21 protein-coding genes and 1 riboswitch are annotated in these 24,047 nt (G+C 65.3%); all 21 genes read left to right on the forward strand.

What is annotated here, in order from left to right:
* Positions 1-22 precede the first annotated feature (22 nt).
* Complete coding sequence (locus tag BV95_RS01725) at positions 23-328, forward strand: hypothetical protein (RefSeq protein WP_013040958.1); 306 nt, start codon at positions 23-25, stop codon at positions 326-328.
* Between the two features lie 45 nt (positions 329-373).
* On the forward strand, positions 374-1,630 hold the full coding sequence (locus tag BV95_RS01730) for a Gldg family protein (RefSeq protein WP_174544429.1): 1,257 nt from the start codon (positions 374-376) through the stop codon (positions 1,628-1,630).
* A 183-nt stretch (positions 1,631-1,813) separates the two neighbouring features.
* The gene (locus BV95_RS01735; protein ID WP_037446598.1) at positions 1,814-2,311 is read left to right on the forward strand and encodes a division/cell wall cluster transcriptional repressor MraZ; all 498 of its coding nucleotides are present in this window, start codon (positions 1,814-1,816) and stop codon (positions 2,309-2,311) included.
* Positions 2,308-3,273 carry a 16S rRNA (cytosine(1402)-N(4))-methyltransferase RsmH gene (rsmH, locus tag BV95_RS01740; protein ID WP_037446600.1) on the forward strand — a complete coding sequence of 322 codons (966 nt, stop codon included), beginning with the start codon at positions 2,308-2,310 and terminating at the stop codon, positions 3,271-3,273. Before BV95_RS01735 ends, rsmH begins: the two co-directional genes overlap by 4 nt.
* Entirely contained in the window at positions 3,270-3,923 is a 654-nt protein-coding gene (locus BV95_RS01745; protein WP_037446604.1) for a hypothetical protein, read from the forward strand. The genes rsmH and BV95_RS01745 overlap by 4 nt, the downstream gene beginning before the upstream one ends.
* 1 nt (position 3,924) lies before the next feature.
* On the forward strand, positions 3,925-5,625 hold the full coding sequence (locus BV95_RS01750; protein WP_037446607.1) for a peptidoglycan D,D-transpeptidase FtsI family protein: 1,701 nt from the start codon (positions 3,925-3,927) through the stop codon (positions 5,623-5,625).
* Positions 5,625-7,067 carry a UDP-N-acetylmuramoyl-L-alanyl-D-glutamate--2,6-diaminopimelate ligase gene (locus tag BV95_RS01755; protein ID WP_037446610.1) on the forward strand — a complete coding sequence of 481 codons (1,443 nt, stop codon included), beginning with the start codon at positions 5,625-5,627 and terminating at the stop codon, positions 7,065-7,067. Before BV95_RS01750 ends, BV95_RS01755 begins: the two co-directional genes overlap by 1 nt.
* Positions 7,064-8,440 (forward strand): UDP-N-acetylmuramoyl-tripeptide--D-alanyl-D-alanine ligase, encoded by a 1,377-nt coding sequence (locus tag BV95_RS01760; RefSeq protein ID WP_037446613.1) that lies wholly within the window; start codon positions 7,064-7,066, stop codon positions 8,438-8,440. The genes BV95_RS01755 and BV95_RS01760 overlap by 4 nt, the downstream gene beginning before the upstream one ends.
* Entirely contained in the window at positions 8,440-9,513 is a 1,074-nt protein-coding gene (gene mraY / locus BV95_RS01765) for a phospho-N-acetylmuramoyl-pentapeptide-transferase (protein ID WP_037446615.1), read from the forward strand. The genes BV95_RS01760 and mraY overlap by 1 nt, the downstream gene beginning before the upstream one ends.
* Before the next feature lie 5 nt (positions 9,514-9,518).
* A complete protein-coding gene (murD, locus tag BV95_RS01770) occupies positions 9,519-10,904 on the forward strand; it encodes a UDP-N-acetylmuramoyl-L-alanine--D-glutamate ligase (RefSeq protein WP_037446617.1) in 1,386 nt (461 codons plus the stop codon).
* A gap of 22 nt (positions 10,905-10,926) precedes the next feature.
* Positions 10,927-12,129, forward strand: coding sequence for an FtsW/RodA/SpoVE family cell cycle protein (locus BV95_RS01775; protein ID WP_037446619.1), 1,203 nt, complete (start codon positions 10,927-10,929; stop codon positions 12,127-12,129).
* The gene (gene murG, locus BV95_RS01780; RefSeq protein ID WP_037446621.1) at positions 12,126-13,292 is read left to right on the forward strand and encodes an undecaprenyldiphospho-muramoylpentapeptide beta-N-acetylglucosaminyltransferase; all 1,167 of its coding nucleotides are present in this window, start codon (positions 12,126-12,128) and stop codon (positions 13,290-13,292) included. Before BV95_RS01775 ends, murG begins: the two co-directional genes overlap by 4 nt.
* Positions 13,289-14,710, forward strand: a complete 1,422-nt coding sequence (gene murC / locus BV95_RS01785; RefSeq protein WP_037446623.1) for a UDP-N-acetylmuramate--L-alanine ligase — start codon at positions 13,289-13,291, stop codon at positions 14,708-14,710. Before murG ends, murC begins: the two co-directional genes overlap by 4 nt.
* Positions 14,710-14,907 carry a hypothetical protein gene (locus BV95_RS01790; protein WP_037446625.1) on the forward strand — a complete coding sequence of 66 codons (198 nt, stop codon included), beginning with the start codon at positions 14,710-14,712 and terminating at the stop codon, positions 14,905-14,907. Before murC ends, BV95_RS01790 begins: the two co-directional genes overlap by 1 nt.
* Positions 14,904-15,839, forward strand: coding sequence for a UDP-N-acetylmuramate dehydrogenase (gene murB / locus BV95_RS01795; RefSeq protein WP_037446629.1), 936 nt, complete (start codon positions 14,904-14,906; stop codon positions 15,837-15,839). Before BV95_RS01790 ends, murB begins: the two co-directional genes overlap by 4 nt.
* A complete protein-coding gene (locus BV95_RS01800; protein ID WP_037446632.1) occupies positions 15,836-16,786 on the forward strand; it encodes a D-alanine--D-alanine ligase in 951 nt (316 codons plus the stop codon). The genes murB and BV95_RS01800 overlap by 4 nt, the downstream gene beginning before the upstream one ends.
* Positions 16,779-17,726 (forward strand): cell division protein FtsQ/DivIB, encoded by a 948-nt coding sequence (locus tag BV95_RS01805; protein ID WP_037446634.1) that lies wholly within the window; start codon positions 16,779-16,781, stop codon positions 17,724-17,726. Before BV95_RS01800 ends, BV95_RS01805 begins: the two co-directional genes overlap by 8 nt.
* Before the next feature lie 5 nt (positions 17,727-17,731).
* On the forward strand, positions 17,732-19,018 hold the full coding sequence (gene ftsA, locus BV95_RS01810; RefSeq protein ID WP_037446636.1) for a cell division protein FtsA: 1,287 nt from the start codon (positions 17,732-17,734) through the stop codon (positions 19,016-19,018).
* A gap of 109 nt (positions 19,019-19,127) precedes the next feature.
* On the forward strand, positions 19,128-20,588 hold the full coding sequence (gene ftsZ / locus BV95_RS01815; protein WP_037446638.1) for a cell division protein FtsZ: 1,461 nt from the start codon (positions 19,128-19,130) through the stop codon (positions 20,586-20,588).
* 135 nt (positions 20,589-20,723) lie between these two features.
* A complete protein-coding gene (locus BV95_RS01820; RefSeq protein ID WP_037446643.1) occupies positions 20,724-22,499 on the forward strand; it encodes an SPOR domain-containing protein in 1,776 nt (591 codons plus the stop codon).
* 50 nt (positions 22,500-22,549) lie between these two features.
* Positions 22,550-23,707, forward strand: coding sequence for a deoxyguanosinetriphosphate triphosphohydrolase (locus tag BV95_RS01825; protein WP_037446645.1), 1,158 nt, complete (start codon positions 22,550-22,552; stop codon positions 23,705-23,707).
* A 70-nt stretch (positions 23,708-23,777) separates the two neighbouring features.
* Positions 23,778-23,877: riboswitch (glycine riboswitch) on the forward strand.
* The last annotated feature ends 170 nt before the right edge of the window (positions 23,878-24,047 follow it).

Here is a 24,047-nt window from a genome sequence, read left to right on the forward strand (position 1 = left end):
GGTAAAAGAAAAAGAGCGCTTCATGGCTGAAACACCCCGCCAACAGGAAGGGTTGCAGCGTGTCCAGATTGGCCTAACCGGCCTGGCGGGCGTGGTGTTGCTCGTGGGTCTGGCGAATATCGTGATCGACAAGGCGCGGATCGACGATCCGTCGGTGCCGCCACCGACAGTGCCGACGCTGGACGTCAATGCGGTGTCGCCCAAGGAGCCGCTGGCGGAGCTGGGCGTGCAGCCCGCGCCGGAACAGGCGCCGATCGTGCCGGATTTGCAGCCGGACCCGAATTTGAAGAAACCCATGGATCGCGAGATTCCGCCGGCTTCGCGCTGATTGGCGGCGGGTTTGGCCTTGAGGGCTGCGTTTCGGACATTTTTGATGTTGGGCCTGCCGGGCGTGCTGGTGCTGCTCTGCGGCTTGCCTGTGCTGTTGCGGACGGGGCAGGTCGATCCGCGTGGGTGGATGGTTCCGGCGTTGTTGCTGGTTCCGACCGCTGCCTTGATCCGGCGGTGGCTGGGTGAGGGGGCGGTCTGGTGGTCAGGGCTGGGAACGATTGGGGTAGTGCTGTCCTGCGCGTTTCTGACGGCTTGGCAGGTGCCGGGATTGGTACCGAATCTATGGTTTCTGGCTGTTGTTCTGGCGGCGACGGTTGCCGGATCGATGTTCCGTGGTCCTGCGAAGGCAGGAACCCAACTCCGCTCTCTGAACTGGGCTCCTGCCTTCGCAGGAGCACGGCAGATGGTGGCGCTGGGATTGGCTCTGTCGACCTTGGTGGCGTGTTGGTTCGCGAGTGAGCCTCGCATAGAAGGCTTGCCGGGGAAGCGGCCCCAACTGGCGGTTATCAGCGGCCTGCCGCTCTTCTGGCGCGAGAATGGCGTCAAAGCGGATGCACCCATCATCACCGTCCTTCGCCAGCGTTTTGACGTAGAGCCAGTCGACAGTCCTCTCGCTCTGAAAAATGGCCGCGCCAAGCTGCTGCTGCTCGCGCAGCCGCGGGCCTTTTCGATGGACGAACTGGTCGCCCTCGACGCCTGGATCGGGAAGGCCGGCAAGGCGCTGATTCTGGCCGATCCGGAATTGCGCTGGCCGATGGACTTGCCGCTGGGCGATCGGCGCAGGCCGCCTGCTGTGACCTTGCTAGGCGCGATGGTCGAATATTGGGGGGTGAAATTGCTGCCGCCCGAAGCGGGTGAAAAGCGCCATTTTCTGGGGGATGGGCGGGTTCTGACCGTTTATGCGGCTTCGGGTTTCGACAAGGCCGAGCCGGATTGCCGTATCGGGGGGGGTGGTCTGGTTGCGCATTGCATGGTGGGGAAGGGGACCGCCACCATCGTGGCCGATGCGGACCTGATCGATGATCGGCTCTGGCTGGCCGATCCCGCAAGGCCGTTGGAGCCGGATCGGTGGACTGCCGATACGCCTCAATTCGTCGCCGGAGTTTTGGGGGCAAAACTTCCCGATGGTCGGCGTTGGGTCCGGTCGGGGGACGTGCTGGTCAATGCCGTTCGTTGGGCGATTTTGACTGGGATTCTCTGGGCGGGATTGGGAACGGCGCTGTTCTGGCGACGGAAGAAGCCTCCCTTGGGCCTTTCCTCGCCTCGTCCTGCCCTTATGAAACCGAAAAATGGGGATTAAATACCAGAACAAAACAGGATTTCCCGGCTTTTCCCAAAATATCCCTTTTCTTGAACCCCGTGGCTTGGTATTTGAAAGCCATAGGGGTTTGTCAGGCTTTGTTAGTCCTGTGAGCCGGGTCGTCGTCGTGGCGATCCGGTTGGCGACGGCCTGCGCCCTGAAGCAAAGGGGCAGCGGTCCAACGTGTCGGAAACCATTCTCTATACGGGCAACGCGTTCAGCGTCGCGGACGGCAAGGGCCGTTTCGTGCTGCCCCTGGAGATGCGTCGGCAGGTCAAGCTGTCCAGCGGCAATGAAACGCGGCTTTTCCTCTCGGTCCATGGCGGCAACCCCTGCGCCACGGCCTTTGGAGAATCGCACCGCCGTTTCCTGTTCACCGAGGTCGAGGAACTGGCCCGCGAAGCCCGCGCTGCCGGACGCGATTACGACGCCGATCTGGAACTGGAACGGCGGCTCGGCACCATAGAGGAGGTAAATTTCGACGAAGGCGGCCGTTTCGCCATGCACCCCGATATCAAAGACGAATATGGCATCACCGATGCCGTCTTCTTCTATGGCGTGGGCCGTTACATCCAGATCTGGAAGCCCGAAACGCTGGTCGACAGCAAGGACCGTCCGGAACTGATCCGCAACAAGGTGCGGCGCTGGCTGGACCAGCGGGCGGCGGGAGGTGGCAAGTGACCGCTTCCGTCGATCCTGCCAAAGACCCGGATCGCCATATCCCGGTGCTGATCGAAGAAGTGCTCGACGCCCTCGCCATCAACCCCGGCGAGGCGCATGTCGACGGCACGTTCGGAGCGGGTGGCTATTCCAGCGCCATGGCGGCGAAGGGGGCGAAGGTGTTCGCCTTCGACCGCGATCCCGATGCGATCCGCGAAGGGCAGGCGCTGGCCGATGCGCAGGGCATTACCCTGATCGCGGGCGAATTTTCCCGGATGGAGGCGTTGCTGGCTGAGCGCGGCGTGACTTCGGTTGCGGGCGTGACGCTGGATATCGGCGTGTCCTCCATGCAGTTGGACCGGCCGGAGCGGGGCTTTTCCTTTCAGGGCGACGGGCCGCTCGACATGACGATGAGCCAGAGCGGGATGAATGCCGCCGATTTCCTGAACAATGCCCCTGAAGAAGAAATCGCCAACATTCTTTATCGCTATGGCGAGGAGCCGCGCTCGCGTCGGGTGGCGAAGGCGATTGTCGAGGCGCGCCCGCTGGAGCGCACCGGGCAGTTGGCGAATGTCGTGCGCAAGGCGCTTGGTCACAAGCCGCATGACAAGAAAGACCCGGCCACCCGGACCTTCCAGGCGATCCGCATCCATGTGAACCGCGAACTGGAAGAATTGGAGCGCGGGCTGGAAGCGGCGGAGGCGATACTGGAAGAGGGCGGCCGATTGGCGGTCGTGACCTTCCACAGCCTTGAGGACCGCATCGTCAAGCAGTTCCTGCGCAATCGCAGCGGCGGGGATGCGGGCGGATCGCGCCATCTGCCGCAGAAGCATTCCGGACCTGCGCCGACCTTCGCCAAACCCGCCAAGGCGGTGCGGCCCGGAGAGGCGGAATTGGCCCGTAACCTCAGGGCCCGTTCCGCCACGCTGCGCAGCGCCATTCGTACCGCCGCCCCTGTTTCTCCCCGGAGTGTCCGTCCATGATCGCGGTCAAGAGATTGCAGAGCCTGATCTGGATTCTTCTCGTCGCCCTGGGCGCGCTGGGTGCCTATATGGTGTCGCTGAAGGTCGCGACCGAGCGCAACGAATTGATGAAGGTGCGGGTCCAGATTGCGCGGACGAAGGCCGACATCCGCTATCTGGAGACGGAGTTCAGCGCGCGGGCCAATATGCGGCAGTTGGAGCGCTGGAATCAGGACGATTTCATGTATGCGACGCCGACCGCCCAGCAATATCTGGCTGGCGAGCGCGCTTTGGCGCATCTGGACGGGGTTCAGCCGAACGGGCCGGACTATGTCGCGCCGCCGGTGATGGTGGCGATGGTGCAGACGCCCGCCGACTTGCCCTCCGCGCCGCAGGCGGCCCCTGCCAGCCCCGCCGCGACCCAGATTCGCAGCGATATCGCCGTGATCCGCGAAGCCCATGCCGCCGACAATGTCGACAAGCTGGCCAAGGCCGTGCCAGTCAAGACGGCGAAGGAAAAGGCGAAGGACGACGCCGATACTTCGAAACCCAATCCCGTTGCCCGCCGAGCAGAGCGAATGGCGATGCTGGACGCGAAACTGCTGGACGACAGCACGCTGGGCGACCTGACCGCGCAGGCGAAGCGCGAACGGCGCAAGGGGGATCGCTGACATGGCGACGATCATCGTCCAGCCGGGGGGAGCGAGAGCGGGCAAGCAGCGCGTCGACCTGACGACGATCGCGCATAACCGGCTTATGCTGCTGCTGATCCTGTTCATGCTCATTACGGGCGTGGTGATCCTGCGGCTGACCTGGGTCGGGATTTTCGCGGGGAGCGGGCGCGGGGGCGATGTCGCGGCGGGCCTGCCCGCCCGTGCCGATATCGTGGATCGCAATGGGGTGCCTTTGGCGCGGACGATGGACGCCTATTCCATCGCGGCGCGGCCGTCCAAGTTGATCAGCGATCCCGCCGATCTTGCCCGCAAACTGCATGAAATCTTCCCGGATGAGCCGGAGGCGGCCTTCTACAAGAAGCTGACCGGCAAGGGTTGGGCCTATCTGCGCCGCCGGGCGCTGCCGGAGGAAGTGGCGGCGGTGAATGCGCTGGGCGAGATCGGCATCGAATTTCCGCGTGAGAAGGAGCGGCTCTATCCGCAGCGCACTTTGGCGGCGCATGTGCTGGGCTTCGCGCCCGACGCGGACGGCAAGGGCGGCATGGGCGTAGAGGCGGCGTTCAACGACCGACTGACCGACGCGGCGCTGCGCGGGCAGCCCTTCGCCATGTCCATCGACAGCCGGGTGCAGGGCGCGCTGGAGAGCGAGCTTTACGCGCAACTGGTGCAGACGCGGGCGAAGGGCGCGAGCGGCGTCATCCTGGACGCCAATAGCGGCGAAGTGATCGCCATGGCGTCTATTCCCGTCTTCGATCCCAACAAGCTGCAAAATTATGCGGGCAAGTCGTGCAGCGAATCGCCGCTCTGCAACCATATGGTGCAGGCGCGCTATGAATTGGGGTCGGCGTTCAAGCCGCTGTCGATTGCCGCCGCGATGGACCGGGGTGTCGTCACCTCCATGTCCAAAACCTATGACGCGACGGCGCCGCTCGGCATTGCCGGTTTCCGCATCAAGGACGACCATCCACTCGGCCGCTGGATCAACGTGCCGGAAATATTGGTGCACAGTTCCAACATCGGCACGGCGCGGATCGCGGACCAGATGGGCGCGGAGCCTTTGCAGCATCTTTTCCGGGAGTTGCACTTCGACCAGCGGGCGCCCATCGAACTCAACGAGCGCGCCGGTACGCTGTGGCCCGCCAATTGGGGGCGCATCACCACGCTCACTGTTTCCTATGGCCATGGCATCGCCGTGACGCCTTTGCATCTCGCTTCGGCTTATGCGGCGCTGGTGAATGGCGGGCTGTGGCGGCCTGCTACGCTGCGCAAATTGAAGGCGGAAGAGGTGCCGGAGGGGCGTCGCGTCTTTTCCGCCGCAACCAGCGCCCGGATGCGGCAACTGTTGCGCATGATCGTGGCGGCGGGTACAGGTCGCAGCGCCGACGCCAAGGGATACCGGGTGGGCGGCAAGACGGGTTCCGCCGAAAAGCCCCAAGAGGGGCGGTACAACAAGACTTCGCTGGTGACGACTTTCGCTTCTGCCTTCCCGATGGACAATCCGCGCTATGTGGTCCTCGTCACCATGGACGAGGCGACGGGCCAATATGGCCTGCGCACGGCGGCCTGGACCGCCGCGCCGGTGGTGAAGCGGGTGGTGGAACGCACCGGGCCGATGCTGGGCGTGCTGCCCGACGAGCGGCGGGACGTAGACATTTCCGACCTGATGCCGTTGCTGCACGGCGACAAGGAGAAAGAATAATGCGCCTCGGGTCGCTGATCGAGGAGCAGGATGCGAAGCTCGGCGCCGGGGCGTATCTGGACGTTCCGGTGTCGGGCTTCGCAATCGATAACCGGAAGGTCGCGCCGGGCACTGTGTTCGGGGCCTTCCAGGGCGCGCGGGTGAATGGCGAGGACTTCATCCCCGCCGCCGTGCAGGCCGGGGCCGTGGCGGTCGTTGCCCGGCCCGAAGCGAAGGTCGAGGGCGCGATCCATATCGCTTCCGACAATCCGCGCCGCCTGTTCGCGCAACTGGCGGCGCGCTATTTCGCGCCCTTTCCGGAGGTGACGGTCGCCGTCACCGGGACCAACGGCAAGACATCCACGGTGGAACTGACGCGCCAGTTGTGGCGGATGCTGGGGCATCATTCGGCCTCCATCGGGACTTTGGGCGTCACCACTTCGGTCGATCAGGTATCGACGGGCCTCACCACGCCGGACATCGTGACCTTCCTGTCCAACATGTCCGGCTTGAAGCGCGAGGGCATCACCCATGCCGCGTTCGAGGCGTCGAGCCATGGTCTGGCGCAATATCGCACCGAAGGGCTGCCGGTGTCGGCGGCGGCCTTCACCAACCTGTCGCGGGATCATCTCGATTATCATGGCGACATGGACAGCTATTTCGAGGCCAAGATGCGGCTGTTCGACGAGGTTGTCGCTCCGCAGGGGGCGGCGGTCGTCTGGGCCGATGACGAGTGGTCGGACAAGGTCATCCAGCGGGCTACGAAGCGGGGGCTTCGTGTGCTGAGCGTCGGGGTGCAGGGGCAGGCCTTGCGGCTTGCCAACCGCACCCCGACCCAGTTGGGCCAGGCGCTGGAAGTCGAGGTCGATGGCGACCTCTATAAGGTCAACCTGCCGCTGATCGGCGCCTATCAGGCGGCCAACGCGCTGACCGCCGCCGCGCTGGTAATCGCGGGCGGCGAGGATGTAGGCAAGGTGCTGGAACTGCTGGGCCGGGTGCAGCCGGTGCGCGGGCGTCTGGAGCGGGCGGTGATCACGCGGGCCGGTGCGCCGGTCTATGTCGATTATGCCCATACGCCTGATGGCCTACGCGCCGCCATAGAGGCGCTGCGGCCGCATACGAAGGGCAGGCTGATCGCCCTGTTTGGCGCGGGTGGGGATCGCGATGCGGGCAAGCGGCCGCAAATGGGCAAGGTCGCCGCCGACTTGGCCGATCATGTGATCGTGACCGACGACAACCCGCGCTCGGAGGAGCCTTCCTCCATCCGCGCCGCCGTCATGGCGGGCGCGCCAGGGGCGGAGGAGATTGGCGGACGCCGCGCCGCTATCGCCGCCGCCATTGCGCAGGCCGGAGCGGATGATATCGTGCTGCTCGCGGGCAAGGGACATGAGCAGGGGCAGATTATCGGCGACCGGGTGCTGCCTTTCGATGACGTGACTGTGGCGCGGGAATGCGCCGGATGAGCGCGCTCTGGACCTCCGAGGAGATTGCGCAGGCAACAGGGGGCGTCGCTTCGGCGCCCTTCGCCGTTTCTGGCGTGGCGTTCGACAGCCGGGAAGCGACGGACGGCGACCTGTTTGTCGCGATGAAGGGCGAGGCGACCGACGGCCATCGCTTCGTGGACAAGGCGTTCGGCCAGGGCGCGGCCGGGGCCATCGTCAGCGAAGCCATCGCCCAGCCCCATGTGCTGGTGCCGGACAGCGCGGCGGCTTTGGAAGCGCTTGGCCGCGCCTCCCGCGCCCGGATGCAGGGCAAGGTGGTCGGCGTCACCGGATCGGTCGGCAAGACGGGCACCAAGGAAGCCTTGTTCCATGCCCTCGACCGGATTTGCCCTGGCGAGGTGCATCGTTCGGTCAAGAGCTACAACAACCATGTCGGCGTGCCGCTCAGCCTGTCGCGAATGCCGCGGGAATCGGCTTATGGCGTGTTCGAAATGGGCATGAACCATGCGGGCGAACTGGCCGCGCTGACCCGGCAGGTGCGGCCGCACGTCGCCATCGTCACCGCCATCGCGCCCGCCCATATCGAATTTTTCGGCACCGAGGAGAAGATCGCCGAGGCCAAGGCGGAGATTTTCGAGGGGTTGGAACCCGGCGGCACGGCGGTCATCCCCTATGACAGCCCGCATGTCGCGGCCCTCTATGCGAAGGCTGAGAAGCATGCGGCGCGCATCCTGACCTTCGGGCTCGACAGCGGGGCCGATGTCCATGCCCGCGAAATGGTGCTTGCGGCGGGAGGGGGCACGCTGGTCACGGCGGCGTTGCCGGGCGTCGAACTGTGCTTCACCGTCGGCGCACCTGGCGAGCATTGGGTGTCCAATGCGCTGGCGGTGCTGGCGGCGGTCGAGGCCGTGGGGGGCGATCTGGCGGCGGCTGGCCTCGCGCTGGCGGAGATGCCGGGCTTGCCGGGGCGTGGCGAGCGGCGGATCGTGCCGGTCGCTGGCGGCGAAGCGCTGCTGATCGATGAAAGCTATAACGCCAATCCGCTGAGCATGGCCGCCACGCTCAAGCAATTGGGGCGCGAGCAGGCTGGTCGCCGCATCGCCGTGCTGGGCGGGATGCGCGAACTGGGCGACCGCAGCCGGGAGCTGCATGCCGGGCTGGTCGAGCCGCTGAAGGGGAGCCATGTGGACTATGCCATCCTCGTCGGGGACGAAATGCGGTCTTTGGCCGAGGCGTTGGGCGGCGTGATCGCTTTCGATCATGTGCCGGATGCGGCAAAGGCGACCGATCTTATTCAAAGTGAAATGCGCGCGGGTGACGCGATATTGGTGAAAGGCTCGAACGGCATCGGCCTGTCGAGGCTCGTCGCCGCGCTACAGGAAAAGACGAACTGATGCTCTACTGGCTGGCCCAGACCATGGATTTCGCGGGTGTGTTCAACCTCATCCGCTATTTGAGCTTCCGCGCCGGGGCGGCGATTGCGACCGCTTTGGTCATCGGCCTCGTCATCGGGCCGCGCTTCATCGGCTGGTTGCGGGTGCGGCAGGGCAAGGGACAGCCGATCCGCGACGACGGCCCGCAAACTCACCTTGCCAAGCGCGGCACGCCGACCATGGGCGGCCTGATGATCCTGACATCCGTGGTGTCTTCGGTGCTGCTGTGGATGGATTTGTCGTCCATCTATGTATGGGCTTGTCTGTTCGTGACGCTGGGCTTTGGCGCCATCGGTTTCCTGGACGATTACGATAAGGTGACGAAGGCCAGCCACAAGGGGCTTTCGGGCAAGATGCGGTTGGCCTTCGAATTCGTGATTGCGGGCTTCGCGGCATGGCTGATCGTCAGCCAGCATGGCAATACGGCGCTTTACGTGCCCTTCTACAACGGTCCGGCGATTGAATTGGGGCCTTTCTATTTCCTGTTCGCGGCGTTCGTGATCGTGGCTTTCGGCAATGCGGTGAACCTGACCGACGGGCTGGACGGGCTGGCCACCATGCCGGTCATCATCGCCTGCCTTGCCTTCACGGCCATCGTCTATCTGGTCGGGCGCGCCGATTTCGCCAACTATCTGGGCATTCCTCATGTGCCGGGCGCGGGCAACCTGACCATCCTGTGCGGCGCGATCATTGGGGCGGGCCTTGCCTTCCTCTGGTTCAACGCGCCGCCCGCCGCCGTGTTCATGGGCGACACCGGCAGCCTGGCGCTGGGCGGCACCATCGGCGTGATCGCCGTCACCGCGCATCATGAAATCGTGCTGGGCGTGATCGGCGGCCTGTTCGTGGTGGAGGCGATGTCGGTCATCATCCAGGTCTTCTTCTACAAGCGGACCGGCAAGCGCGTGTTCAAGATGGCGCCGATCCACCATCATTTCGAACAATTGGGCTGGGCCGAGCCGACCGTGGTGATCCGTTTCTGGATCATCTCCTTCGTGCTGGCGCTGGCCGGCCTTGCCACGCTGAAGCTGCGGTGAGCGCCATGGGGATCGTTTCGGACGTCTTTGCGGGCAAGAAATATGCGGTCCTGGGCCTGGCGCGGTCGGGCCTCGCCACGGTGGAATGCCTTGCCGCGAGCGGGGCGCAGGTCGTCGCCTGGGACAGCAGGGAAGAAGCCCGCGCCGCTGTCGCCGACAAGGCGGACCTGGCCGATCCGGCGGAAATCGATCTCAAGGGCTTTGAAGGCGTGGTCGTATCGCCGGGGGTGCCGCTCAATAAGCATCCCATCGCCATGCATGCGAAGCTGGCCGGGGTGCCGGTCATCGGCGACATCGAACTGTTCGCGCTCGCCCGCCCGGCGCTGCCGAAGCATCGGGTGGTGGGCATCACCGGCACCAACGGCAAGTCGACCACTACCGCTCTGGTCCATCATATTATCGAGACGGCGGGCATTCCGACGCGCATGGGCGGCAATATCGGCCTGCCTATTCTTGGACAGGATCCGCTGCCGGAGGGCGGCGTTTATGTGCTGGAACTGTCGAGCTATCAGATCGACCTGACGCAGAGCCTCGATTGCGACGTGGCGGTGCTGCTCAACATCACGCCGGACCATCTGGATCGCTATAATGGCTTTGAAGGCTATGTGGCGTCCAAAGCCCGGCTGTTCGAAATGCAGTCGGTGGATCATGTCGCGGTGATCGCTACCGAAGATGAACCGAGCCGCTCTATTTTCGAAAATCTCCGTCATTCCCGCGAAGGCGGGAACCCATCTCCTGACCTCACCTCAGGAAGCAAGGTTGGGGAGATGGATTCCCGCCTTCGCGGGAACGACGTGGTTGAGGTCAAATCAAGCGACATCGATCCCGCAGCCCAGGCCCGCTGGCCTGCGCTGCAAGGCCCGCACAATGCCCAGAACGCGGCCGTCGCCATCGCCGTCGCCCAGGCGCTCGGCATCGATGAGGCGATCATCGAGCAGGGCCTGCAAAGCTATGCCAGCCTGCCGCACCGGATGCAGCGCGTGCGGGAGCTGAACGGCGTCCTCTATGTCAACGACAGCAAGGCGACCAACGCGGCCTCGACCGCGCCTGCCCTGGCCGCCTATCCGCCGGTCGATGGGCGCAAGCGGTTGCACTGGATCGTCGGCGGCCTTGCCAAGACCGACAATCTGGACGAGTGCGCGCCCTGGTTCGGCAATGTTGCGCAGGCCTATACCATCGGCGAAGCGGGGCACATGTTCGCCGATCTGCTGCGCCCGCACATGGCGGTGGATGATAGCGAAATGCTGTCGGCCGCCGTTCGCCGCGCGGCGCGGGTGGCGCGGCCGGGGGACGTGGTGCTGCTGTCGCCCGCCTGCGCGAGTTTCGACCAGTTCCGCGATTTCGAGGCGAGGGGCGATGCCTTCGCCGCCGCTGTCGCGGCATTGGACTAGGTTGCATCGAAGGGGCCGGGGCATGTTCAGGGCAGGCGAGCTTGTCAAAGAGTTCAGGAATCGCACCGTCCCGCGGGAGCGCACGGCGCTGGCCATCTGGTTCTGGGAAATCGACCGCGTGCTGCTATCGCTGATCGTTGCGCTGATGGCGATCGGGCTGGTGGCGGTGGCCGCCGCTTCCCCCGTCGCGGCCATCGACCGGTCGACCAGCACGGTGTCGGTGACTCCGCTCATCTATTTCTACCGCCAGTTGATCTGGGTGTTCATCGGCTTGCCGGTCATGCTGGTGATTTCCATGCTTCCCCGGACGCAGGCGCGCAGGCTGGCCTTCGTTCTGTGCGTCATCTTCGCGGTGGCGCTGCTGCTGGTGCCGGTGCTGGGTTCGGTGGTCAACGGAGCGAAGCGCTGGATCGACCTGCCGGGTTTCCGATTCCAGCCGTCGGAATTCCTGAAGCCCGTCTATGTCGTCACCTTGGCCTGGCTGCTGTCGCTGCGCGGCAAGGATATGACTTTGCCCGTGATCCCGCTGACCGGCGCGCTGACGCTGCTGATCGCGGCGATCCTGATGAAGCAGCCCGACTTCGGCCAGACGGTGATCTTCCTGGCCTGCTGGGGCGGGCTGCTGCTGCTGTCCGGCGTGTCGATGCGCGCCATCGGCGGCCTGGCCGGGGCGGCGTTGGGCGGCCTTGTTCTGATGTACCTATTCTATGAGAATGGCCGCCAGCGCATCAACGACTTTCTGGGGATAGGCGTGGCGCAGGATATGGGGCCGGATCAGACCGAACTCGCCTTCCGCACCATCACCCATGGCGGTTTCCTGGGCGTGGGACCGGGCGGCGGCCAGGCCAAATTCCGCCTGCCCGAAGCGCATACCGACTATATCTTCTCCGTCATCGGAGAGGAATTCGGCCTGCTCGCCTGCATCGGCATCGCCTGCGTCTATCTGGCCATCGTTGTGCGAGTGTTCCTGCGCATGCTGGATGAGGATGATAATTTCACCATTCTCGCCGCGGCGGGCCTTACGACCCAGTTCGGTTTGCAGGCGATCATCAACATGGGCGTGAACGCGCAGATATTTCCTTCCAAAGGCATGACGCTGCCCTTTATCAGCTATGGCGGCTCCTCTATGCTGGCGCTTTGTATCGGCGTCGGCCTGCTGCTTGCGTTCACGCGGCGCAATCCCTTCATGGGTCGGCACACGGTCGTCAAATGGAGTGGTCGATGAGCATTTCCCGACACTTCGTCCTCGCCGCGGGCGGGACGGGTGGTCATATGATTCCGGCGCATGCCGTTGCGGAAGAGCTGATGCTGCGCGGCCATCATGTCGCGCTGGTGACGGATGAGCGCGGCGCGAAGATTCCCGGCATTTTCGATAAGGCTCAGGTCCATGTCATGCCCGCCGGGCGGATGACCAGGAATCCGAAGAGCTGGCCGGGGGCGTTGAATGCGATTCTGGCGGGCCGGGCGATGGCGCGCCGGTTGAATGAGACATTCCGGCCGACCGCCGTGGTCGGCTTTGGCGGCTATCCGGCGATGCCCGCGTTGTTGGGCGCTCTGGCCGACGGCATTCCGACCGCGATCCATGAGCAGAATGCGGTGCTGGGCCGGGTCAACCGCTATCTGGCGGGGCGGGTAGATGCGATCGCGACGGCCTATCCGGACGTTCAGCGGCTCAAGGACAAATATGCCGACAAGGTTCATCTGATCGGCAACCCCGTGCGCGAGGAAGTGAAGCAACTCCGTGAGGAGGAATTTCCGGCGCTGACCGACGAGAGCGTGTTCCGCGTGCTGGTGATCGGCGGCAGTCAGGGCGCGACCATATTGTCGAGCGTGGTGCCCGATGGTCTTGGCATGTTGCCGCTCAGCCTGCGCCGCCGTTTGCAGGTGACGCAGCAATGCCGGGCTGAGGATATCGAGCGGGTGCGCAAGCTATACGCTGATCTGGAAATCCCGGCCGACCTTGCCACCTATTTCAACGATGTGCCGGAAAAGCTGGGCTGGTCGCATCTGGTGATTGCGCGGGCGGGGGCTTCGACGCTGGCGGAACTGACCTGCGCGGGTCGTCCGGCGATCCTGATCCCGCTGCCCAGCGCTATGGACGACCATCAGACCGCCAACGCCCGTGAAATGACCGAGGCGGGCGGAGCGCGGACCATTCCGCAGGCGCGTTTCACGGCGGTGGAACTGGCCAAGCAGATGCAGAAGATGGCGCTGGAACCCGGCGCCCTCCAGAATGCGGCGAAGCGCGCCCGCGCCTGCGGCCGCCCCGATGCGGCGCGCGACATGGCCGATCTGCTGGAAAGCATCGGTCCCGCGCCGATCATGAACGATCCGCTGAAAGTCGGTCCGACGCCGACCAGCCTCAATCTCCAGGGAGTTCCCGCATGAAGGGTGTCGGCACCGACATCGGCACGATCCATTTCATCGGCATCGGCGGCATCGGCATGTCCGGCATCGCCGAGGTGATGCATAATCTGGGTTACAAGGTTCAAGGGTCCGACGCCGCCGAAGGCTATGTCGTGGAAGGGTTGCGGAAGAAGGGCATAACGGTGATGATCGGTCATAAGGCCGAAAATCTGGGCGATGCCGCCGTGGTCGTGACCTCCACCGCGATCAAGAAGGGCAATCCGGAAGTCGATCTGGCGCTGGAACGCCGCGTGCCGGTGATCCGCCGCGCTGAAATGCTGGCCGAACTGATGCGGCTGAAATCGACCGTCGCGGTCGCGGGCACGCACGGCAAGACCACGACCACCTCCATGGTTGCGGCGCTGCTGGACGCGGGCGGGGTCGACCCGACCGTCATCAATGGCGGCATCATCAACAGCTACGGATCCAACGCCCGCCTCGGCAACAGCGAGTGGATGGTAGTCGAGGCCGACGAGAGCGACGGCAGCTTCCTGCGGCTGGACGGCACGCTGGCGGTCGTGACCAATATCGATCCGGAACATCTCGATCATTATGGCAGCTTCGACAAGGTGAAGGACGCCTTCGTCGAGTTTGTAGAGAATGTGCCTTTCTACGGCGCGGCGATGCTGTGCCTCGACCATCCGGAGGTGCAGGCGATCCTGCCCCGCGTGCAGGATCGGCGGATCGTCACTTATGGCTTTTCGGCGCAGGCCGACATTCGCGGCGAGAATGTTCAGCCCATTCCCGGCGGCAACCGCTTCGACGTGCAGATCCGCGAGCGGGACGGATCGCTCCGCCGGATTGAGGGCATCGAAATGCCGATGCCGGGCCGCCACAATGTGCTGAACGCTATGGCGGCGATTGGCGTTGCGTTGCAGATGGGCATCGATGACGCGACGATCCAGACCGGTTTCGCCAAATTCGGCGGCGTGAAGCGCCGCTTCACCAAGGTCGGGGAGATCGCGGTCGGCGGCGGCACGGCGACAGTGATCGACGATTACGGCCACCATCCGGTCGAGATCAAGGCGGTGCTGGCCGCCGCCCGCGAAGGCGCGAAGGGTCGGGTCATCGCCGTGGTCCAGCCGCACCGCTTCACCCGCCTGCGCGACCTGATGGACGAGTTCCAGCAGGCCTTCAACGACGCCGATATCGTCTATGCCGCCCCGGTCTATCCGGCGGGCGAGCAACCCATAGAGGGCGTGGACAGCGCCGAACTGGTCGCGGGCTTGAAGCGCCGGGGTCATCGCAACGCCGCGACGGTCGAGGGCGCGGACGACCTGGCCCGCGTGATCGCGGCCGATGTCCAGGCGGACGACATGATTATTTGCCTTGGCGCGGGCGACATCACCAAATGGGCGGCCGGGCTGGCATCGGCTGTGGCGGCGAAAGAGGTGGCGTGATGTTCGAACTGCTGAATGTCGGTCTGGAGATGCAGAAGCGGATGATCGACATCCAGATGCAGGGCATCGAGGTCGCGCAGGAGATGGTCGATGCCGCGCAGCGCAATGTGGAAGCGGGCCTCGCCGCGAATCAGGCGGGCGAAGCGGGCGTGAAGGCGATGAAGGGCTGGATGAGGCTCTGGGGGATGCGCGATTGACGCTGGCCGCGACGATCCTTCCTTCGGTACGCGGCTCGCTCAAGGCGGATGCGCCGCTCGCTCCCCTCGTCTGGTTCAAGGCGGGCGGTGTCGCGCAATGGCTGTTCGAGCCGAAGGATGCGGACGATCTTTCCGATTTCCTGCATGATCTGGACCCGGCGATACCGGTGATGGCGCTGGGGCTGGGGTCCAACCTGATCGTCCGCGACGGCGGCGTTCCGGGCGTGGTCGTGCGTCTTGGCAAGCCCTTCACCAAGGTGGAGCAGGTCGACGCGACGTCGCTGCGTTGCGGGGGAGGGGCTTCGGGCATTCTCGTCTCCTCGACGGCGCGGGATGCTGGGATAGGGGGGCTTGAATTTCTGCGCTCGATCCCCGGCACGGTCGGCGGCTTCGTGCGGATGAACGGTGGGGCCTATGGGCGCGAGACTTGCGATATTCTGGTCGAGTGCGACGTGGTGTTGCGGTCGGGAGAGCGGGTGACGTTGCCGCTCGATGCGCTGGGCTATACCTATCGCCACAGTAAATTGCCGGAGGGCGCTGTGGTGGTGAGCGCGGTGTTCCGGGGCGTTCCGGGCGAACCTGCTGCCATTCAGGCGGAAATGGACCGCATCGCCGCCGCCCGCGAGGAAAGCCAGCCGCTGCGCAGCAAGACCGGTGGATCGACCTTCAAGAATCCGGAGGGCCACAAGGCTTGGGCGCTGGTGGACGAGGCGGGGTGTCGCGGCCTGCAACTGGGCGGCGCGCAGGTTTCGGAAAAACACACCAATTTCCTGCTGAACCTGGGCGATGCGACCAGCGCCGATATCGAGGCGCTGGGCGAGGAAGTGCGGCGCCGGGTGAAGGCAAAGAGCGGCGTCGAACTGGAATGGGAAATTCAGCGGGTGGGCAGTTTTGCCGATGCCGCTCAAAACCTTATGGGAGTGAAGAAGTGACCCGTGGCCCATGGCATGTTGCCGTCCTGATGGGCGGCTGGTCCGCCGAGCGGCCGGTTTCGCTCTCGTCGGGCGAGGGCGTTGCCAAGGCGCTGGAATCGCGGGGGCATCGGGTCACGCGCATCGACATGGATCGCGACGTCGCGCTGCGGCTTTCCGAAACCAGGCCCGATGTGGTTTTCAACGCCCTTCATGGCGTTCCGGGCGAGGATGGCACAGTGCAGGGCATGATGGACCTGATGGGGCTGACCTACACCCATTCAGGCCTCGCCACCTCCGTCATCGCCATCGACAAGCAGCTTACCAAGCAGGCGCTGGTGCCCCATGGCATCCCCATGCCGGGCGGCCATATTGTGCCAAGCGCCAGCCTGTTCGAAGGTGATCCCCTGCCGCGCCCCTATGTGGTGAAGCCGGTCAATGAGGGCAGTTCGGTTGGCGTGGCCATCGTGACGGAGGGCGGCAATTATGGATCGCCCATCGGCCGCGATGTCGAGGGGCCATGGCTGCATTTCGATGAGCTGCTGGCCGAACCCTATATTCGCGGGCGGGAATTGACGACCGCCGTGCTGGGCGACGAAGCGTTGCTGGTGACGGAATTGCGCCCGAAAAGCGGCTTCTACGATTTCGACGCCAAATATACCGACGGCATGACCGAACATGTCTGTCCTGCCGACATTCCCAATGAGATTGGCGAGGCTTGCAAGGCGATTGCCCTGCGCGCGCACCAGTTGCTGGAATGCAAGGGCGCTTCGCGCTCCGACTTCCGCTGGGACGACACGCAGGGGGTCGAGGGGCTGTTCCTGCTGGAAGTGAACACGCAGCCCGGCATGACGCCGCTCAGCCTGGTGCCCGAACAGGCGGCGAAGCTGGGCATTGACTATGCCGAGCTGGTGGAGCGTATTGTCGAGGACGCGCTCGGGGCAGCAAAGGGGGCGAAGCATGGCTGAAGCACGTATCCGGCGTGGTGGGACGGCGCGGCTGACGCATGCGACCGGCGCGCGCGGCCGCAGCGGGGCGAGGGGGCGTCCGGCCAAGCGCCGCAGTTGGGTGGACGATCTGCTCGACCTGCTGCCTTTCAGCGAGGAGACGCTTCAGCGCATGGCGAGTTGGGCCATCGTCGGCATCGTGCTGGCGGCCGTGGCGGGCATCGCCATGCTGATGGGCCTGCCCGCCATGGTCGGGCAGAAGGCGTCGGAACTGGCCGCCAATGCCGGTTTTGAGGTCGAGAAGGTCGAGGTGCGCGGCGTCGAGCGGATGGACGAACTGCCCATCTACAATATCGCGCTGGGGCAGGTGAACCGCTCCATGCTGGCGCTGGACCTGCCGAAAGTGCGCGATGAGATGCTGAGGCTTGGCTGGGTCAAGGATGCGCGCATATCCCGCCGCCTGCCCGACACGCTGGTGGTCGACATTGTCGAGCGCGATCCGGTGGCGGTGTGGCAGCATGGCGGCAGGCTGCACCTGATCGACGTGCAGGGCGTAGTGCTGCAATCGGTGTCGGCGGGCGCGATGCCCGATTTGCCGCTGGTCGTCGGGCCGAACGCCAATCTTCAGACAGCAGGCCTTAACAAGCTGATGGAAAATGCGCCTGCGTTGAAGCCGATGCTGGCGGGCGCGACCTGGGTCGGAAACCGGCGCTGGGATTTGCGCTTTCAATCCGGGGAGACGCTGTCGTTGCCCGAAGGCGACAAGCCCTCCGCCACCGCGCTGGTCAACTTTGCCCGGATGGATGGGGTGAACCGCTTGCTGGGCCGGGGCATCGTGAAGTTCGACATGCGCGATCCAGACCGCTTCGTGCTGCGCCTGCCGCAGGGACAGGCGAATGACGGTTCCGTCGAAAAGCCTGCGGCGAGCGCGGAAACGCCCGCCAAGGGCGAGGAAGGCTGAACCCCATGGCCCAGCCCAAGGTCGAGAAGTTCGTCACCGCGATCGATATCGGATCGTGGAAAGTGTCCGCGCTGATCGCGGGGCGCACCGAAAATGGCGAACTGGCGATCCTGGGGACGGGCCAGCGGGAGAGCCGGGGCGTAAGGCGCGGCTTCATCGCGGACATGGAGCGCACCGAACTCGCCGTGCGCGAGACGGTCGAGCAGGCCGAGCGGGTCGCGGGCACCAATATAGAGGATGTATGGGTCAGCTTCTCCGGCGGCAGCCTGGTCAGCGACGTCGTCACGGTCGAGCGCGACATGGGCGGCTATCGCGTCGAGCAGGCCGACATTGACGACCTGCTCACCACCGGCCAGCAGGGGATCGATCCCGAAGGGCGCGTGGTGCTGCATGCCCAGCCGACCTGCTTCACCATCAACGGCCGTGTGCCGGTGAAGAAGCCGCTTGGCATGCATGCCGATCTGCTGGGCGTCGACATCCATGTCGTGCTGGCCGACGGGGCGCCGCTCGCCAATCTCGACCTGTGCGTGCGCGGCGCTTATCTGAACGTCAATTCCATCGTTGCTTCGCCCATCGCGACCGGCCTTGCCTGCCTGTCCGAAGAGGAGCGGGACTTAGGGGTCGCGCTGGTCGAACTGGGCGCGGGCGTCACCAATGTCTCGCTCTATGCGGGCGGGATGCTGGTGGGGCTGCACAGCATTCCCATCGGCGCGTCCGACATTACCGACGACATCGCCTCCGCCTTCGGCATCCGCCGCAGCCAGGCGGAGCGGATCAAATGCTTCTACGGCTCGGCGATGCAGAACCGCCGCGACTTCCGCGACATGATAGAGATCGCCACGCCGCATGGCGATGTCGCCATTCCGGGGCAGAGCGCCGGTCCCAACGCCGACGGCGGCAAGATCACCCGCGCTGCGCTGGTGGCGGTGATTTGCGAGCGGCTCAACCAGATCATGGTGGAGGTTAACGCGGCGCTCGCGGGCATGGGCTTCAACACGCCCACCGGGCGGCAGGTGGTGCTGACCGGCGGCGGGGCGGAGATGAAGGGCATTGCCGACTATGCCCAGGGCGCTTTGGGGCGCGCCGTGCGGATCGGACGGCCCCGTGGCCTTGCCGCGCTGCCGGAGGCTCATAGTGGCCCGGCCTTTGCGACCCTCGCGGGCCTTGCGCTTTATGGCGCTTCAAACCCGGTTGATCTTAGAACGATAGCGCCCGCTCCTCAGACGGTTCATCGTATCAGCGCGCCTGCATGGTGGCAGAGAATGGTGAAGGCAATGAAGACGAACTATTGAAATAAACGTGGATAGACGAAATTACTTGGTGAAATACGCCATTATCTGTTGCATTAACCTTCGATGACAGTTTCGCTCACGTCATCGGAGCTGGAGGGAGCTAAAGTTTATGAGCATTGAAATCAGCCCGCCGCATGTGGACGAGTTGAAGCCACGCATCGCGGTGATCGGCGTCGGCGGCGCGGGCGGCAACGCCATCGCGAACATGATCGCCGCGTCGGTCGAGGGCGTGGATTTCATCGTCGCCAATACCGACGCGCAGGCGCTGAACGCCTCCCCGGCGGAGCGGCGCATCCAGCTTGGCCCGCAAATTACCGAAGGGCTGGGCGCCGGTTCGCGCCCGGAAATCGGCAAGGCGGCGGCTGAGGAGACGATCACCTCGGTCGAGGACGCGCTGAACGGCGCGCATATGTGCTTCATCGCCGCCGGCATGGGCGGTGGCACCGGCACCGGCGCGGCTCCCGTCATCGCCAAGGCGGCGCGGGATCGCGGCATCCTGACCGTCGGCGTCGTGACCAAGCCCTTCACCTTCGAGGGCAATCGCCGCATGAAGTCGGCCGAAGCGGGCATCGAGGAATTGCAGAAGCATGTCGATACCCTCATCGTCATTCCGAACCAGAATCTCTTCCTGATCGCCAACCCCAACACCACCTTCAAGGAAGCCTTCCAGATGGCGGACGAGGTGTTGCAGCAGGGCGTTCGCGGCATCACCGACCTGATGGTCATGCCTGGCCTCATCAACCTCGACTTCGCCGACGTCCGTTCGGTGATGGGGGAGATGGGCAAGGCGATGATGGGCACCGGCGAAGCCGAAGGCGATGGCCGCGCTTTGCAGGCCGCCGAAAAGGCGATCGCCAACCCGCTGCTGGACGGCGTGTCGATGCGCGGCGCGAAGGGCGTGATCGTGTCCATCGTCGGCGGTGAGGACATGCGCCTGATGGAAGTGGACGAGGCCGCCAACCATATCCGCGAACTGGTCGATCCGGACGCGAACATCATCTGGGGTTCGGCCTTCAACGACGGCCTGAACGGCAAGATTCGCGTGTCGGTGGTCGCCACCGGCATCGACAGCGATGCGGCAGGCGCCACCGCGCCGCTGACCCAGCCCTTCAGCTTCGCTAGCCGCCCGGCCGTCGCGGTGCCGACCGCCGCCGCGCCCAAGCCTGCCGCTGCCCCGGCGCCTGCGGCTGCGCCGGAACCGGCCCCCGAAACGCCGGAACTGCCGGAAACGCTGGAACTGGACGTGCCCGCCGCGCCCGCTCCCGCGCCGCTGACCCCGCCGGTTGCGGAGCAGCCCAAGTCCGCGCCTTTCGCGCCGCCGCGTCCGGCCGCCGTCTTCTCCGATGAAGACCCGTCGCAGGACGAACTGCTGTTGGGGGCCGAGGAAGCGGAAGCCAAGCCCGCGCCTGCCCCTGCGCCGCAGGCCGCCCCCCGCGTGGCCACCGGCGGCACGTTGTTCGAACGCATGGCGGGCCTGACCCGCGGCGCGGAAAAGGGTGCTGCCGCCAGCGACGACGGCGCGTCGGCTCCCGACATTCCGCGCTTCCTCAACCGTCAAAGCAACCAGTAACAGGAGGCGGGCCCCAAGCCCGCTCCTGCTCCGCTCCTACAGGACAGGCGCGCTATCGGTTGTCACGGGCAACCGGGCGCGCTTTTTCTTTCGACATATTCCATTGCCCTGCCTCCTTCCGCTAAAAGGCTGCCTGTGAAACGCGATAATATATGGATTTTCGGCGCGTTGCTTCTGGCGGGCATCGTGCCGGTGCAATGGGTTTCGGCGCAGCCCGCGCAGGTGCAGGCGATCCGCCCCAGCGGCGAAATTCTCAACAATCATCTGGCCCGGCTGGCGTCCAATCCGCGTGACGTGACGGCGCTGATCGGCGCGGGCGAAGCGGCGCTCGACATGGACGATGCGCGCGCGGCGGCCGGTTTCTTCGCCCGCGCGGACGTGCTTCAGCCCAATAACGGCAAGGTGAAGGCAGGCCTTGGCCGGGTCATGTTGAAGAACCAGAATCCGGCCGAGGCGCTGCGCCTGTTCGATCAGGCGGTGCGGCTGGGCTATTCCGAAGCGACGTTGCTGGGTGATCGGGGCCTTGCCAGGGATATGACCGGCGATCAGGCCGGGGCGCAGCGCGACTATCAGGCCGCGCTGCAGCGGACGCCCGACGATGTGGAACTGACGCATCGTTACGCGGCGTCGCTTGGCATATCGGGTCAGGTGGACGCGGCGGAACGAGTGCTGAAACCGCTGCTCTACAAGAGTGACCGGGCCGCCTGGCGGTATCGCGCCTTCATCCTGGCGATGAACAACCGTCAGGCCGACGCGAAGAAGATCGCGGAGCAGACCATGCCGTCGCAACTCGCCACGGCGATCCTGCCCTATATGCAGAAGATGCCCTATCTGACCGCTGCCCAGAAGGCGGCGGCAGTGCATTTCGGGCATTTCCCCGCCAATGTCGGCACCACCATCGCCGCTATTACGCCGACGCCGCCCGCCTTCGCGTCCGCCGCGCCGGTCGTCAGGCCGCCGGTTGCGGAGACGCCTCAGCCTGCTAAACCGGCGCGACAGGACCGGCGTTCGCGCAGCAACGGGACAGGGGCCGCCACGCTTGCCCAAGCGGAAGCGCCGCCTCGTGCCGCACCGGCGCCAGTACGGCAGGCCGCCTCCCAACCGGCGCAACCGCCTGCGCCTGCGCCTGCGTCGCAAGCCACGCTCGCTCCGAATGTGCAGGGGCCTCCGGCGCCCGGCTTCGAGTCCGTCCAGAACCAGCCCGCCGCGCCCGCCACCCCGCCATCCAGCCAGCTTAACGCAATCACGCTGGCCCAGGCATCCGCGCCGCAATCGCAAAGCGCGCCAGCCCCATCACCGGCCCCAACGCCGCCCGCCGCCACGGCCGCAGCCGCGCCTTCGACCGCCACGCCCCAGCCGCAGATCGACCCTGCCGTGACCCGGTCGCTGGCCGACATCATACACGCCATCGACGTGCCCGAATCCGAACGCCAGCCAAGCGCTGTCGCCGTGGATTTGACGGAAATCGCGCAGATGCAGGCCACCCGCCGCGCCGAACGCGAGGCCGCTGCCGCAGCGGCAGCCGACAAGGCGAAGAAAGCCGCCGCCGCCAAGGCAAAGGCCGAAGCCGACGCCAAGGCGAAGCAACTGGCCGAGGAAAAGAAGAAAGCCGCCGAGGAAAAGGCGCGCCTTGCCGCCAATCCGTCGCGCAACTGGCTTCAGGTGGGTACCGGTGCGAACAAGGGCGCGCTGGCCTTCACCATGAAGGGGTTGCGCAAGAAATATGACTCGCTGGAACCGCAGGACGCCTGGGTCGCTGGCTGGGGCCGCACCAACCGCCTGCTGGTCGGGCCGTTCGCCAGTTTCAACCGCGCCAAGACGCTGGAGGACAAGCTGAAAGCGGCGGGCGCGGACGTGTTCGCCTGGAAAAGCGATGCCGGCGAGGTAGTCGAACGACTCCCCGCCAAATAGGGCGATTGACGACTCGGAAAAGGCGGAAAACACTATTAAGGAGCGCCGGTATGACGCTGCTTGCCTCCTATGCTTCGCACCCCGGCAGCAGCCGGGGCCGCCTCCATTCCGAACCCGGCGGCGAGGTGCGCGGCCCCCGCGACATGTTCCAGCGCGACCGGGACCGCATCATCCACTCCATCGCCTTCCGCCGCCTGCGCCACAAAACGCAGGTGTTCGTCTCGCCCGACGGCGATCATTTCCGCGTCCGCCTGACCCATAGCCTCGAGGTGGCGCAGATCGGCCGCACCACGGCGCGGACGCTGGGGTTGAACGAAGACCTCACCGAAGCGCTCTGCCTGGCCCATGATATCGGCCATCCCCCCTTCGGCCATGCGGGGGAGGATGCGCTGGAGGCGGCGATGGACGACCATGGCGGCTTCGATCACAATGCGCATACGCTGCGCACGCTGATGCTGCTGGAAAGCCCCTATCCGCTGTTCCGGGGGCTGAACCTCAGTTGGGAAATGCTGGAAGGGCTGGCCAAGCATAACGGCCCCATCGCCCATCCCGGCTGGGCCATGCGGGAGGTGGACGCGCTGTTCCCGCTCGACCTGCCGAGCCATGCTTCGCTGGAGGCGCAACTGGCCGCCATCGCGGACGATATCGCCTATGACAATCACGACATAGACGACGGCCTGCGCGCCGGTTTGCTGACCCTCGATCAATTGCTGACCGTGCCGTTGGTCAAGACCTGCTGGGACCGGGTGCGCGCCCGCTATCCCACTATTCCCGAAAACCGGCTGCTGCGCGAACTGGTGCGGGAGCAGATCGGCGTTATGGCGAACGACCTGATCGCCGCCACCCGCGCCAATATCGCGGAATCGGGCGTCGAGACGGTGGACGACGTCCGCCGGGCGGGTCGCACGTTGGTCGCCTTCTCACCCGAACTGGCGGCGCAGGAGCGGGAATTGAAGCGCTTCATGTATGCGGCGCTCTATCATCACCCATCGCAACTGGCTGCGGCGGACCGGGCGCGAGTGATCGTCACCGACCTGTTCCGCGCCTATCAGGCCGACCCCAAGCTGATGCCCGCCGAATGGCGCGACGATTGCGCATCGTCCGAACCGCAGCGCAGCCGTCATATCGCGGACTTCATCGCGGGAATGACTGATCGCTATGCCGAAAAGCGCCATGCCGAAATATTCGGCGGGCTGGAAATTGCCTGAGATGCCCGATTGACGCCGGGGCGCGTTTGACGCAATGCGAAAGGGTCTCCGGCGTCGAGGATTCGACTCCGGACTTGATGCGGGAGAGCATGGGAAGCCTTTCAGGCCGCCCCGTCGCCGAAGGAGCAACCGCCCCGGAATCTCTCAGGCCAAAGGACCGCATCATGGGCAGGCACTCTGGAAAGCGGACGGTCTGATGCCGTCCCACCGAAGGGGTAAGCCATCCGGTCGATTGGCCGGTGGTCAAAGCTCTCAGGTTCCGTGACAGAGGGGGTGGCAAATGCATGGAGTCCGGCTTCGGACGCGTGTCTGTGTCGCCTTGTTACTCGCACGGAAAGGC

Source organism: Sphingobium chlorophenolicum, from assembly GCF_000722875.1.
GTDB lineage: Bacteria > Pseudomonadota > Alphaproteobacteria > Sphingomonadales > Sphingomonadaceae > Sphingobium > Sphingobium chlorophenolicum.